This is a genomic window from Enterococcus sp. DIV1090, assembly GCF_050537975.1.
GTDB classification, from domain to species: domain Bacteria; phylum Bacillota; class Bacilli; order Lactobacillales; family Enterococcaceae; genus Enterococcus; species Enterococcus faecalis.
Window position 1 is genome coordinate 17,313 of sequence record NZ_CP172917.1, and the last position, 14,482, is coordinate 31,794.

Sequence of the window (14,482 nt, forward strand, 5' to 3'; positions counted from 1 at the left end):
TTAATAATCTGAACTGAATAAAACGTCCATTTGTTTTTGAATTTCTGGGTTTTCCAAGAATTCATCATAGGTTGTTTCTGCCCGATCAATAACCCCTTTATCAGAAACAGCAATAATTCGGTTCGCTAATGTTTGGATAAACTGGTGGTCATGTGAAGCAAAAAGAATTGAACCAGTGAAAGCCATCAACCCATCATTTAATGCAGTGATTGATTCTAAGTCTAAGTGATTCGTTGGATCATCTAAAACTAAGACATTGGCTTTGGAAAGCATTAATTTTGAAAGCATGACACGCACTTTTTCGCCTCCGGAAAGAACATTGACTGGTTTTAGTACCTCTTCACCAGAGAATAACATCCGACCTAAGAAACTACGTAAGAACGTATTGTCATCTTCTTCTTTACCAGCAAATTGACGTAACCAATCTAAAATGGTTAATGGCTCTTCAAAGTCTTTGCTGTTGTCTTTTGGTAAATAAGCTTGGCTAGTTGTAACGCCCCAACGAACAGAACCTGTATCGGGAGTAATTTCGCCCATAATCACTTTGAATAACGTAGTCGTTGTAATATCTGAGTCAGCGATGAATGCCACTTTATCATCTTTTGTTAAGTTGAACGAGATATTATCTAAGATTTTTTTGCCATCAATCGTTACAGAGACATTTTCAACTTGTAATAAGTCATTGCCGATTTCACGTTCTGGTGTAAAACCAACGAATGGATAACGACGAGAGGAAGGTTGAATGTCATCTAAGGTAATTTTATCTAACATTTTTTTACGAGACGTTGCTTGTTTTGATTTTGAGGCATTGGCGCTAAAACGAGCGATAAAGTCTTGTAATTCTTTGATTTGTTCTTCTTTTTTGGCATTAGATTGTGCTTGCAATTTTGTCGCTAGTTGGCTTGATTCCAACCAGAAATCATAGTTACCAACGTAAAGTTTGATTTTACTAAAGTCTAAATCTGCCATGTGAGTGCAGACTTTGTTTAGGAAATGACGGTCATGGGAAACCACGATAACGGTATTTTCAAAGTTGATTAAAAATTCTTCTAACCAATTGATTGAGCGAGTGTCTAAACCATTTGTCGGCTCGTCTAATAGTAAGACATCTGGTTTGCCAAAAAGAGATTGAGCTAATAATACTTTGACTTTTTGACCAGCTGTTAATTCGCTCATTTTTTGATCATGTAATTCTTCTGGAATGTTTAGCCCTTGGAGTAAAACAGCTGCTTCAGGTTCTGCTTCCCAACCGTCAAGTTCAGCAAATTCGCCTTCTAGTTCTGCGGCACGAATCCCATCTTCATCTGAAAAATCTTCTTTCATATAGATAGCATCTTTTTCTTTCATTACTTCGTAAAGACGTTTATGTCCCATAATTACAGTTTCTAAAACAGTGTAGTCTTCGTAGTCAAAGTGATTTTGTTTCAGCGTCGCTAGTCGCTCATTAGGACCCATTGAAACCACGCCAGTTGTCGGTTGAATCTCACCTGATAAAATTTTAAGAAACGTTGATTTTCCTGCACCGTTTGCGCCGATTAAGCCGTAACAGTTGCCAGGAGTAAATTTAATATTCACTTCTTCAAAAAGTTTACGATCTGGAAATTGTAAACTTACATCATTAACAGTAATCAATTGTTTTCCTCGCTTTTAATATATTCTTGAACCTCTCTGCATTATATCGGCTACAGAACCTTTTTTCAAGGAGTTTCAATCTTTTTACAGAAACGAATAAAAAGGTGGGTTTTTTATAGAAAAAAGGCGCTTTTTTAAAATGTTTCATGTGAAACAGAAATTTTTTTCATGAAAGGGTTTTTAGTGTATTTTTTTAATGATACACTGTATCATGTAAATTAATTAGTGTATCGATTAAAGGAGCCATCAAAAATGAAGCGGATTGAAAAAATCTATCAATATGTTAAAGAGCAAACGAAGAATTTAACGCCAATGACCTTAACAAGTGATGCGGGAGTCACGACACAAGAAATTTCAGAACGTTTAAACATTCAGCGGACCAATGCTAGTAAAGATTTGAATCAACTGGTTCGTGAAGGGCGCTTGAAAAAATTATCTGGTCGACCAGTAAAATATGTCGCGCAGGTGGCGTTTCAGCATCGACCATTAACCAAGCCAGTTAAAAGTTATCGGGAAAAATCAATGGATCACTCCACAAAAACTTTTATCGAACCATTGGTTGAACCAGTAGTCACGACAAGTAAAACCCCAGAAGTTGAAGATATTTTCAAAAAAATTATCGGTTCAGCTGGAAGCATGAAAACGCCGGTTGAACAAGCCAAAGCAGCGATTTTATATCCGCCAAAAGGCTTGAATTGTTTAATTACTGGACCAACAGGTTCTGGGAAAACTTATTTTGCTCATGCCATGTTTCAATTTGCGAAGCTGAACCAAATTGTGGCCAAAGAAAAAGAGTTTGTGGTGTTTAACTGTGCAGACTATGCGCATAATCCAGAACTTTTGATGTCGCATTTATTTGGGTATGTAGAAGGGGCCTTCACAGGCGCTACGAAAGCGAAAGAAGGGATTATTGATGAAGCAGATGGCAGCATTCTGTTTTTAGATGAAGTACATCGGTTACCACCCGAAGGACAAGAAATGATTTTTTATTTTATGGATCACGGTGTGTACGCGCGTTTAGGTGAAACAGTGAAATCACATCATGCGGATGTTCGGATTATTTGTGCTACGACGGAGAATCCTACTTCTTCTTTATTGAATACTTTTGTGCGACGCATTCCGATTATCATTCAATTACCGAACTTTAGTGACCGTCCTGCGAAAGAAAAAATTGACCTCCTAAAAGTGATGGTTTCAATGGAAGCAGCGCGGATTCAACGGCGAATCTCTTTGTCAGAAGATGTGGTCAAAGCGTTAATTGGAAGTGTTTCTTATGGAAATGTCGGTCAGCTAAAATCGAATGTGCAACTTGTGACTGCGCGAGGGTTCCTTAATCAGATGGAACAAGAGGAATTAATGATTACGATGGACGAATTAACGGACAATATTAAAGAAGGCATTATGCAACTTGCCAGTAATCGAGAAGTATTGTCGGAGTTATCGAAATATCTGGAACCGCAATTAGTGGTATCACCAAATGAATCTTTAGTAGCTATTCAGTCAGATGCCTATGAATTACCTTACAATCTATATGAGATTATTGGAGATAAAGCGGCTCTCTTAAAAGCAGACGGCTTGGACCAAGAACTAATTAATAATTTTATTACAACGGATATCAATGTTCATTTAAAATCTTTCTACAAAGATTATGGGTTCACCTTTGATACAGAAAATAAATTGGCTGAAATTGTTGACCAACGAATTATTGATGTCACTAAGAAAATTTATAATTTTGCAGCGAAGCGGTTATCGTATTCGTTTCAACCCAATTTTATTTATGCAATGAGTTTACACATTAGTTCTTTCTTGAAACGCATCCAATTAGGTAAAGATCCTAAGCATCCTTTAAATGAAAGTATTCGAAATATGGTTTTAGATTATCCAACAGAGTTTGAAACAGCAAAAGAAATTAAAAATATTATTGAAAGTAGTTATCAGATGGAGATTCCTGAATCTGAAAGTTACTATTTAGCTGTTTTGCTCATTTCTTTAAGAGAAAATCCTGAGGCTGGCCGGATTGGCATTGTCGTGGCTGCGCACGGAAATAGTACCGCTAGCAGTATGGTACAAGTGGTTTCTCAATTGTTAAATGTTGATAATTTGAAGGCTGTGGATATGCCTTTAGATATGCCACCGAAAGAAGCTTTGCGTAAAATCGTTGAAGCAGTTGGTGAAGTGAATGAAGAAAATGGCGTACTATTATTAGTGGACATGGGTTCATTAAGTACGTTTTCAGAAGAAATTGTACGCCAGACAGGCATTGATGTGCGGACAGTAGACATGGTGACCACGCCAATTGTTCTTGAAGCGGCCCGCAAAACCGCATTAATTGATACGCAATTGGAAACACTTCACGAGTCTTTAAAAAACTTTCATGGCTATGCCGATATTCGCCAAAGTGAAACGAAACAAATCATTGAAAATTGGAAAACAAGAGCAATTATTGCTATCTGCGCTTCTGGAGAAGGAACTGCGCGCCGAATGAAAGAGCTTATTGAGGAAGCTGTCTTGCCACAAATAGACTGGCATTTAGAAGTGATTCCTTTGTCCATTGTAAATATGAAAGAAGTCTTGCCTAAAATTCAAGAAGACTATGAAATTATTGCGACAACTGGGATTACCAATCCCAAAATTGGTGTTCCTTATATTTCCATGGAAAATTTCTTTTCCGGTGAAGCAGAAAAAATTATTCAGCAATTACTAGCAGAGCGGAAAGAAGAAGTAATGAATAAGCCGTTGGACGAAGCGGCAGCAAAAGAAATTTGTCTAAAATATATGGAGCAAAGTTTCACTTTCATTAATGGAAAAAAAATCATTGATCTGTTGTGGTCATTCGCTAAAAATATCCAAACCCAATTAGCGATGCCAGAAGAGTACACATTTTACATCAATTTGATTATGCACACATCGGGCATGTTGGAGCGTATTTTACGGAATGATACACTGACGGTTTCAGAAAAGGAACTTGGTCGATTGGTTCAAGAACCAATTTATCCAGTGATTGTGGCCTCAATTGAGACTATGGAAGAAGCTCTTAATATGGATGTTCCAGCAGAAGAAGTTTATTTTATCGCACAGTTAGTCAAAAATGCTCAGTGTATCGAAGATAAAATCACCGAAATTGATACACTAGATTAATACAGAAAAAACGATACACTATTTATTAGTGTATCGTTTTTTTTATTTTCTTAAAAAAACCTATAATTTTCTAGGTTTCGAACCGATACACTAAAGTTGGCACGAAACTTGCTTATAATAAGGTGTCCCTTTTTACCTAAAATTTTTAAGTAAAAAGACAAAGGTCCTAACCTTTAAAAATGAATTTAAAGGAGCATTCCCGATGGTAATGGATATTCGTTTAGCTCGAATTGATGATCGATTAATTCATGGCCAAGTAGCAACTGTTTGGGCAAAATTGACGAACATTAATCGCATTTTAGTGGTTAGTGATTCCGTTGCTCATGACAATTTGAGAAAAGCCTTGTTGGTTCAAGCTGCTCCACCTGGTGTCAAAGTAAATGTCATCACTGTTCAAAAAATGATTGATGTTTACCCTGATCCTCGTTTTGATTCGTTTCGAGCCATGTTGTTATTCACTAATCCTTTGGACGTGAAACGAGTGGTCGAAGGCGGTGTACAACTAACTTCTGTGAATATTGGCGGAATGAGTTTCAGCACAGGCAAGCGAATGATTACGAATGCAGTCGCAGTGGATGCCAACGATTTAAAAGCATTTCTGTTTTTAAATGAACAAGGTATTGAATTGGAAATTCGAAAAGTCGCAGCAGACAGCCAAGTGAATTTGATGGATTTACTGAAAAAAGAGCGTAGCAAAGAAAATAACGCCAGCTGACGTTAATTTTTACAGACGAAAGACATTGAAAGGATGTGGTGGCCTAGGACCAACATCATTGCTTCATGAACTGTATTGATAAAGGCAAGTGCTGATGTTGAAAAAAATCAAGAACTATTGAAATTTTTTCATTTATTTTTGTCAGAATCTGATTTATCTGATTTTTTTCAAAAAGTGAAAGCGTTTAGCAGTACAACCATGAAAAAAAACATCAATTATACAGGAGGTATAAAAATGGTAGGAATTATCCTAGCAAGTCACGGTGAATTTGCTGAAGGGATCTTGCAATCTGGTGCAATGATCTTTGGCGAACAAGAAAATGTAAAAGCAGTTACGTTAATGCCTAGCGAAGGTCCCGATGATGTAAAAGCAAAAATGCAAGAAGCCATTGCATCGTTTGACAATCAAGACGAAGTACTATTTTTAGTTGACCTATGGGGAGGAACACCATTTAACCAAGCGAACTCATTGTTAGAAGATCATAAAGACAAATGGGCAATCGTTGCAGGTATGAATTTACCAATGGTTATTGAAGCATATGCTTCTCGTTTCTCTATGGAATCAGCACAAGAAATTGCGACACACATTCTTGAAACAGCAAAAGATGGTGTCAAAGTTAAACCAGAAGAGTTACAACCAGCAGAAGCACCAAAAGCTACTGCGACAGAAGATGCACAGCCAAAAGGTTCGTTACCACCAGGTACAGTTGTTGGCGATGGCAAAATTAAATTTGTGCTAGCACGTATTGATTCACGTTTATTACATGGTCAAGTAGCAACAGCTTGGACAAAAGCAACACAACCAAACAGAATTATTGTTGTTTCTGATGCCGTTGCAAAAGATGACTTACGTAAGAAATTAATCGAACAAGCAGCTCCTCCAGGAGTAAAAGCCAATGTTATTCCAATCAGTAAAATGATTGAAGTAGCGAAAGATCCACGTTTTGGCAATACAAAAGCATTATTATTATTTGAAAATCCTGAAGACGTCTTAAAAGTGGTTGAAGGCGGCGTAGAAATCCCAGAAGTAAACGTTGGTTCAATGGCTCACTCTGTTGGAAAAGTCGTTGTAAGCAAAGTATTATCAATGGGTCAAGAAGACGTTGATACGTTTGATGAATTAAAAGCCAAAGGCATCAAATTTGATGTGCGTAAAGTGCCAAATGATTCAAAAGCGAATATGGACGAAATTTTGAAAAAAGCAAAAAATGAGTTAGCAAACGCGTAACTCGCCAAATACAAATCAAAATAGGAGGCTTATCATGTCTGTTATATCAATTATTTTAGTTTTACTCGTTGCCTTTCTAGCTGGTATGGAAGGGATTTTGGATGAGTTCCAATTCCACCAACCGTTAGTAGCATGTACATTAATCGGATTAGTTACTGGTAATTTAGAAGCCGGAATTGTTTTAGGTGGTACTTTACAAATGATCGCGTTAGGTTGGGCGAACATCGGGGCTGCCGTTGCACCGGATGCCGCTTTAGCATCTGTTGCCTCAGCAATTATTTTAGTTTTAGGTGGCCAAGGTGTTAAAGGTGTTCCTTCAGCGATTGCCATCGCAGTTCCTTTAGCGGTTGCAGGTTTGTTCTTAACAATGATCGTTCGGACAGTTGCGGTTCCAATCGTTCACATGATGGATGCGGCTGCTGAAAAAGGCAACATTAAACAAGTTGAAATGTTACACATTTTCGCTGTATGTTTACAAGGTATTCGTATTGCGATTCCAGCAGGTGCGTTACTATTCATTCCTGCTGACACTGTTCGTAATTTCTTAGAATCAATGCCAGCTTGGTTAACTGATGGTATGGCTATCGGTGGTGGTATGGTCGTTGCCGTAGGTTATGCATTAGTAATCAACATGATGGCAACAAAAGAAGTATGGCCATTCTTCATTATCGGTTTCGTAGTCGCAGCGATTTCTCAATTAACATTAATCGCATTAGGTGCTTTAGGTGTCGCTTTAGCTCTTATTTACTTGAACTTATCTAAAATGGGCGGTTCTTCTAACTCAAATGGCGGAGGCAACTCTGGCGACCCATTAGGCGATATTTTAAACGACTACTAATTCTGAAGGAGGAGCAAAGAAAATGGCAGAAAAAATTCAATTAACTAAAAAAGATCGTTTAGCTGTAGCTTGGCGTTCAACATTTATCCAAGGTTCTTGGAACTATGAACGTATGCAAAACGGCGGCTGGGCATTCTCAATGATTCCAGCAATCAAAAAATTATATAAAACGAAAGAAGAACGTTCAGCGGCGTTAAAACGTCACTTAGAGTTCTTTAATACACACCCATACATTGCCTCACCAATCCTTGGTGTAACATTAGCTTTGGAAGAAGAACGTGCCAATGGCGCACCAGTTGATGACGTAGCGATTCAAGGGGTTAAAGTTGGGATGATGGGTCCTTTAGCCGGTGTCGGTGACCCAGTTTTCTGGTTTACTGTTCGTCCAATGTTAGGCGCTTTAGGTGCTTCCTTAGCAATGGGTGGTAACATCTTAGGCCCAATCTTATTCTTCGTTGCTTGGAACTTAATTCGTTGGTCATTCATGTGGTATACACAAGAGTTTGGTTACAAAGCAGGTTCTAAAATTACTGATGACCTTTCAGGTGGTTTACTACAAGATATTACAAAAGGTGCTTCTATTTTAGGGATGTTCGTACTGGCCGCATTAGTTCAACGTTGGGTATCGATTAAGTTCTTACCAATTGTCTCACAAGTTAAGTTAGACAAAGGTGCTTATATCGAGTGGGATAAACTTCCTGCTGGCGGTGAAGGAATGCATAAAGCCTTTGAACAAGTGAACCAAGGCTTGGCGCTTTCACCAACGAAAGTTACTACTTTACAAGATAACTTAGATCAATTGATTCCAGGTCTAGCACCATTACTACTTACATTCTTATGTATGTGGTTATTGAAGAAAAAAGTTAGCCCAATCGTTATCATTCTTGGTTTATTCGTAGTCGGCGTAGTCGGCCACTTAATCGGCTTATTATAAGAATGACGAGGTAAGTTTATTACTTCTAATCAAAAAAAGCGGAAGAGAAGTCGAGAAACTTTTCTTCCGCTTTTTTAAACAAAGATGTAATTTTGTTTGTTTCGATCAGGAAAGAAACGTATAATAAAGAGGAATTAGTCGAATGAAATGGAGCAGATAACATGGTACAATCATTAAACACAAAAGTTGATTTAGTTATAGATGCGACGGCATTTACAGGATTAACAGATTATGGACAAATTATGATAGGTGACCGCGGGTTTGAATTTTACCATGCCAAAGATCCACGTAAGTTTATCCAAATTCCGTGGGAAGAAGTCGATTACGTGTTGGCTTCAGTAATGTTCAAAGGAAAATGGATTCCTCGTTATGCGATTCAAACCAAGAAAAATGGGACGTATACGTTTGCTTCAAAAGAGCCGAAGCGAGTGTTACGAGCTATTCGTGAATATGTTGACCCAGATCATATGGTCCAATCTTTGAGTTTCTTTGATGTCATAAAAAGAGGGATTCTCTCGATTGGGAAAAAGAAAAAATAATTTATAACTGTTACTTTTTTATAAACTAGATGAAAAAGTAGCGGTTTTTTTGTGGGAAAACGAGGGACTTATTTATACAAAAAAGGCACAATTGTGCACCAAAAAAGAGACAATCAAGTGATACGTTGTTTTTAATGGAGTTATCATTGAAATGGTTTTCAGAAAGCACGATGAAAATATTTGACACCTTGTAAAATAGTAGTAACATAATAAGTGTAATAAATTATTTTATAGAGGAGTGAGTGTCATGGAACAACGACAACATCATGGAATGGACTGGGGTTCATTAGTATTAGGAATTCTATTTGTTCTGACTGCATTAATTTCTTTCCAAAATCCTGCCGGTAATTTAATTGCCATTGTGATGGTTTTTGCGATTTTTGCTATTATTAAAGGGATTTTCGAAATTTTTGTACGTAATCGTATGAAAGAATTGCTAGGCTACAAAGCTTATGCACCAATCATCTTAGGGATTATTGATATCCTAATTGGTGTTTACTTATTGTTTAACTTAAATATTGGTGTCGCTGTGTTACCATTTGTTTTTGCAATTTGGTTTTTATTCGACTCAATTTTCGGCTTATTTACTTTAGATTTTGCTAAACGAGTAAGCACAGGTTACTTCTGGTTCACATTAATTGTTGACGTTTTAGGGATTATCTTAGGTGTAATGTTATTATTTAATCCATTGTCTTCAGCACTAACTTTAAGCTTCTTAGTTGGCTTCTACTTTATGATGTTTGGTATTAGTAATATTGTATATGCTTTTAGATAAAAGAAGTAAAAAAAACAGGTTTTCCGAAAAGGAAAACCTGTTTTTTTTTAATAACGACGGTGGCAGTTGCCATTATTTCCCGAAATTGTTCGAACAAGCCACACGATAATCGCTACGGGAACTAAAATTTTTACTGCTAGCCACAATAAGCTTCCCACGATACCGACAACGGCACTAAAGAGTGAACCGACAACTAAAAATAAAAGGACCACTAAAAGAATATTTATAAACATTGGTCGTTGATTATTCATACGTACTACCTCCAAATTTTTCCTGTTTTCTATATACAGAGTATAGCAAGAAAGCGCAACAAACACCTCCATCGGAAGGCTGATTTTTTTCTCTGGCGAATGATGGAGCCGCTGTTGGTTATTTTGGACTTTCTTATTGAAATAATCAGAATATTCTGGTGTATAATTATAAAAAAGGATTTAAAGTGAGGGATTGGATGTCGACTGAGGGATTAATCGCTTTGTTAGAAAAGAAACGAAATCATTTAAGTAAAATTGAAAATCAAGTACTGGATTATATTTTGACGCATATGACGGAAATTAGTTCACAAACCATTTATGAGGTGGCGCAGGCGTTGTTTGTCTCAACAGCCACTATTTCTCGGACAGCAAAACACTTAGGTTATCGAGGCTTCCAAGAATTAAAATACGCAATCGTCCAATCGGTGCAGAGCGAGAGCACAGAAAGCGATAGTCGTAGTTTTCAAGCTATTACGCAACAGTTGATTGCCAATGTGCAAGATAGTTTTCAACAAATGGATGAAGCCAAAGTCGCGGAAATGCTTAAAATGATTGAGCGTGCGAATACGATTGAAGTGTTCGGTGTTGGTGGCAGTTTTCCTATTTGTACTGATTTTGCACGAAAGCTAACATTTTTAGGAAAAAAAGCCTATGCACGATCTGATTGGGATGAACAAGCGGCAGCAGTTAAGAATCTGGACGGACAGGATTTAGCCATTTTTGTCAGTTATACAGGAGAAACTAAGGGGATTTTAGCGTATGCACGTGTAGCGCAGGAACAGCAAGTGCCGATGATTAGTTTGATTTCGACTAAAGGAAGCACCTTGGAAAAATTGTCGACGACGACGTTATTTGCCAAAGGGACGACACGTTATCATCAGCGCGTGGATTTAAGTTCAAGAATTGCTGTCATTTGTTTGTTCGATACGGTTTTATTAATGTACGCAGAGGCAAAGCAGCCGCGGTAATTTTATGCAACACCATACTAAATGATGTAAGGGGATACAGAAAGAGTGTAGCCTCTTTTTTCTTTGTTTTGGGCTAGTTATAATGAGGGCAATGAATGTAAACGCAATTATTTTTAGCTTTGTAAAGAATGAATGGAGGAGTTAAGAAATGGCAGTAAAGAAAAAGAAAGCGACTTTCTGGGAGTTTTTCCAAGGATTAGGCAAAACGTTTATGTTGCCAGTGGCTTTATTAGCTTTTATGGGGATTTTGTTGGGATTAGGAAGTTCTTTTTCCAGTGAATCCATGATTGAAACGGTCCCGTTTTTAGGAAAGCCCGCAGTGAAAATTATTTTCCAATTTATGTCGACAATTGGTGGTTTTGCGTTTGCCTATTTACCTGTCATGTTTGCAATGGCCATTCCGTTGGGGTTAGTTCGGAAAGAAAAAGGAATTGCTGCGTTTTCAGGTTTCGTAGGCTATACGGTGATGAATTTAGCGATTAATTTCTACTTAGTGCAGACGAATCGCCTCGTGGATCCTGAGCAGTTGCGGGAAGCCGGCCAAGGAATGGTTTTTGGGATTCAAACGATTGAAATGGGTGTTCTTGGTGGAATTATCGCTGGGCTTATTGTATATAAGTTGCATAATCGATTTTATACGGTGCAACTACCAGATAGTTTTGCCTTTTTTTCTGGCGCACGGTTTGTACCAATTATTACTTCATTAGTGATGGCCTTCGTGGGCTTAGTAATTCCGTTAGTTTGGCCACTTTTCGCGCTAATGATTATGGCGATTGGCCAACTTATCCAACGTTCTGGTATTTTTGGGCCTTTTCTGTTTGGTTCAGGGGAACGTCTACTGTTACCGTTTGGGTTGCATCATATTTTGGTTTCCATGATTCGTTTTACTGAAGCAGGGGGTTCAGCGGTGGTGGCTGGCAAAGAAGTGTTTGGTGCGTTAAATATTTTCTATGCAGAATTGCAAAATAATTTACCGATTTCACCAAGCGCAACAGCTTTCTTGTCACAAGGGAAAATGCCGACCTTTATTTTTGGCTTACCAGCGGCGGCACTTGCGATGTATCATACTGCAGCTCCGGCGAATCGACATAAGATTAAAGGCTTACTCCTTTCGGGTGTAATTGCTACGGCTATCACTGGCATTACAGAACCAATTGAATTTTTATTCTTATTTATTAGTCCATTATTATGGCTGTTTCATGTCATTATGACTGGTCTAGGTTTCATGGTAATGGCTTTATTGGGTGTTGTGATTGGGAACACTGATGGCGGGCTACTGGACTTTGTTATTTTTGGCTTGTTACAAGGAACTTATACAAAATGGTGGTGGGTTCTCATTGTCGGCGCTATCTGGTTTGTTGTTTATTATTTCGTCTTTAAAACAGTCATTGTAACCTTTGATTTAAAAACACCTGGACGAGACAAGGTCTTAGATGAGACTGAATATACCGATCAAGAAGTTCAATATAAGAAAACGGGTGGCTATGATGCGCCTGGGATTTTAGCGGCTTTGGGTGGGCAAGAGAATATTCAAGCTATTGATAATTGCATTACGCGTTTACGTTTAGTGTTAGCAGATGCTAATAAAGTAGATGATGACAAATTAAAGCAATTAGGGGCTTTAGGTGTCGTGCATTTAGATGCGCAGAATGTGCAAGTGATTATCGGAACCAAAGTGACAACGGTCCGTAATCAATTAGAGATGATTTTAGGTTAGAAAAAAGACAGAAGGTGAAGAGTGTGTCGTTTGATAAAGCAATTGATCGACGAGGAACGTATTGTACACAGTGGGATTTTGTAGAAGACCGATTTGGGGAAGCGGACTTGCTTCCCTTCACTATTTCCGATACGGATTTTGCTGTGCCAGAGGCAGTTCTGGCAACATTACAGGAGCGTTTGAAACATCCAGTATTTGGCTACACGAGGTGGAACCATCCGCAATTAAAAGAAGCAATTCAAACGTGGTACCAGACAAGATTCCAGACGAAGATTGAAGAACACTGGATTATGTATACCCCGACCGTTATCTATGGTATTTCTGCTTTGATTCAATTATTGACTAACGAAGGGGAGGGCATTATTTTACAAACACCTGCCTATGATGCATTTTTTAAAGTCATTCAGGAAAATAAGCGGCAAGTAGTGGCAAATGAACTGCTTTATCAAGAGAAGCGCTACAGCATTGATTTTATTGATTTAGAAAAAAAACTAGCGCAACCAGAAAATCGCTGTTTGCTTTTATGTTCCCCGCATAATCCAACAGGACGTGTTTGGGAGCAATGGGAATTAGAGCGAATGGTTTCATTGTGCCAACAGTATGATGTGTTTTTACTTTCTGATGAAATTCATATGGATATCGTTAATAAAGGCCATGTTCATCGACCAATTACGCAATTTGGTTATAAAAAATCTGCCATTATTACCAGTGGCACGAAAACCTTTAATTTTCCAGGGCTGATTTTTGCTTACACCTTAATTCCAGATAACGAATTGCGTGACGCTTTTCAGCTCAAATTAAAAAACGCCGATGGTTTATCATCAACAAGTATTTTGGGAATGTTAGCAACCATGACGGCCTATCAAAAATGTGGTACTTGGGTTGACGAGTTGAATGATTATTTAGCGGAGAACCAACGTTACGTGAAAGATTTTTTACAGACATATTTGCCAAAAATTAAAGTGACGGAGCTGGAAGCCACTTACTTAATGTGGTTGGACGTATCAGCGGCAGTTCCAGATGTGGCCCGCTTACAAGAGGCTTTAGTTTCTGTGGGGAAAGTCGCCATTATGGACGGCTCGATTTATGGCGGTAATGGACAACGATTTTTACGGTTAAATATTGGCTGTTCGCAAGCAAAACTACACGAGGGACTTGAAAGGATGCGCCAAGGTTTTGAAGCTGTTTTACAAAAGGATGGCACAGCATCAGCGCTTGGGAATAATTGAGAAAAGATAGCATTCCGAAAATGGTTGCAGTACAATGGAAAAATAGAAACAAATAAAATAACAAAAAGTAACAACTTGTCATTTACTGGGGGAAAAGAAATGAAAACAATTAAAACAAAGCAAGCACCACAAGCAATTGGGCCATATTCACAAGCAAAAATTGTGAATGGTTTATTGATTACTTCTGGTCAGATTCCACTGGATCCTGAAACAGGCAAGGTGGTTGGTACAACGATTAAAGAACAAACCAATCAAGTACTGAAAAATATTCAAGGGATTTTAACAGAAGCTGGTAGTGATTTTGCTCATGTAGTCAAAACGACATGCTATTTACAAAATATGGCGGATTTCACGGCATTCAATGAAGTCTATGCTGAGTATTTTAGTGCGGAATATCCTGCACGCACAACGATTGAAATCTCTAAATTACCGATGGATGTGTTGGTGGAGATTGAGATTATCGCAGAAGTAGTGGCGTAAAAAATACAGTTAAAAGAGTGAGAAAAAATCGTTTTAGAT

At 38.0% G+C, this 14,482-nt stretch carries 13 protein-coding genes; 11 read left to right on the forward strand and 2 right to left on the reverse strand.

All coding sequences use genetic code 11. The features are described 5' to 3' along the window. Complete coding sequence (locus tag IGL48_RS00075; RefSeq protein ID WP_002359215.1) at positions 1 to 1,632, reverse strand: ABC-F family ATP-binding cassette domain-containing protein; 1,632 nt, start codon at positions 1,630 to 1,632, stop codon at positions 1 to 3. Between the two features lie 252 nt (positions 1,633 to 1,884). Between IGL48_RS00075 and IGL48_RS00080 the strand changes: the two genes are divergently transcribed. The 7 genes from IGL48_RS00080 to IGL48_RS00110 all read left to right on the forward strand — a co-directional run bounded on the left by IGL48_RS00080 (position 1,885) and on the right by IGL48_RS00110 (position 9,798). Further along, positions 1,885 to 4,770 carry a sigma 54-interacting transcriptional regulator gene (locus tag IGL48_RS00080; RefSeq protein ID WP_002356028.1) on the forward strand — a complete coding sequence of 962 codons (2,886 nt, stop codon included), beginning with the start codon at positions 1,885 to 1,887 and terminating at the stop codon, positions 4,768 to 4,770. 202 nt (positions 4,771 to 4,972) lie between these two features. Continuing rightward, positions 4,973 to 5,485, forward strand: coding sequence for a mannose/fructose/sorbose PTS transporter subunit IIB (locus IGL48_RS00085; protein WP_002385473.1), 513 nt, complete (start codon positions 4,973 to 4,975; stop codon positions 5,483 to 5,485). Between the two features lie 234 nt (positions 5,486 to 5,719). Continuing rightward, entirely contained in the window at positions 5,720 to 6,712 is a 993-nt protein-coding gene (locus tag IGL48_RS00090; RefSeq protein ID WP_048949320.1) for a mannose/fructose/sorbose PTS transporter subunit IIA, read from the forward strand. 34 nt (positions 6,713 to 6,746) lie between these two features. Continuing rightward, the gene (locus IGL48_RS00095; protein WP_002356031.1) at positions 6,747 to 7,550 is read left to right on the forward strand and encodes a PTS mannose/fructose/sorbose transporter subunit IIC; all 804 of its coding nucleotides are present in this window, start codon (positions 6,747 to 6,749) and stop codon (positions 7,548 to 7,550) included. Between the two features lie 22 nt (positions 7,551 to 7,572). Then, positions 7,573 to 8,484 (forward strand): PTS system mannose/fructose/sorbose family transporter subunit IID, encoded by a 912-nt coding sequence (locus IGL48_RS00100; RefSeq protein WP_002356032.1) that lies wholly within the window; start codon positions 7,573 to 7,575, stop codon positions 8,482 to 8,484. A gap of 161 nt (positions 8,485 to 8,645) precedes the next feature. Continuing rightward, positions 8,646 to 9,023 (forward strand): DUF956 family protein, encoded by a 378-nt coding sequence (locus IGL48_RS00105; RefSeq protein ID WP_002356033.1) that lies wholly within the window; start codon positions 8,646 to 8,648, stop codon positions 9,021 to 9,023. 247 nt (positions 9,024 to 9,270) lie between these two features. Then, complete coding sequence (locus tag IGL48_RS00110; protein ID WP_002356034.1) at positions 9,271 to 9,798, forward strand: HdeD family acid-resistance protein; 528 nt, start codon at positions 9,271 to 9,273, stop codon at positions 9,796 to 9,798. 47 nt (positions 9,799 to 9,845) lie between these two features. Here IGL48_RS00110 and IGL48_RS00115 read toward each other — a convergent pair whose 3' ends face one another. Then, entirely contained in the window at positions 9,846 to 10,049 is a 204-nt protein-coding gene (locus IGL48_RS00115; RefSeq protein WP_002383512.1) for a hypothetical protein, read from the reverse strand. Between the two features lie 197 nt (positions 10,050 to 10,246). Between IGL48_RS00115 and IGL48_RS00120 the strand changes: the two genes are divergently transcribed. From IGL48_RS00120 to IGL48_RS00135, 4 genes are all read left to right on the forward strand, one after another. Beyond that, the gene (locus IGL48_RS00120) at positions 10,247 to 11,017 is read left to right on the forward strand and encodes a MurR/RpiR family transcriptional regulator (RefSeq protein ID WP_002387434.1); all 771 of its coding nucleotides are present in this window, start codon (positions 10,247 to 10,249) and stop codon (positions 11,015 to 11,017) included. 148 nt (positions 11,018 to 11,165) lie between these two features. Next, a complete protein-coding gene (malX, locus tag IGL48_RS00125) occupies positions 11,166 to 12,734 on the forward strand; it encodes a maltose/glucose-specific PTS transporter subunit IIBC (RefSeq protein WP_002361463.1) in 1,569 nt (522 codons plus the stop codon). 14 nt (positions 12,735 to 12,748) lie between these two features. Continuing rightward, positions 12,749 to 13,963: a MalY/PatB family protein gene (locus tag IGL48_RS00130; protein WP_002395262.1), complete on the forward strand. Its 1,215-nt coding sequence runs from the start codon at positions 12,749 to 12,751 to the stop codon at positions 13,961 to 13,963. 99 nt (positions 13,964 to 14,062) lie between these two features. Continuing rightward, positions 14,063 to 14,443, forward strand: a complete 381-nt coding sequence (locus IGL48_RS00135; protein WP_002356039.1) for a RidA family protein — start codon at positions 14,063 to 14,065, stop codon at positions 14,441 to 14,443. Positions 14,444 to 14,482 lie beyond the last annotated feature (39 nt).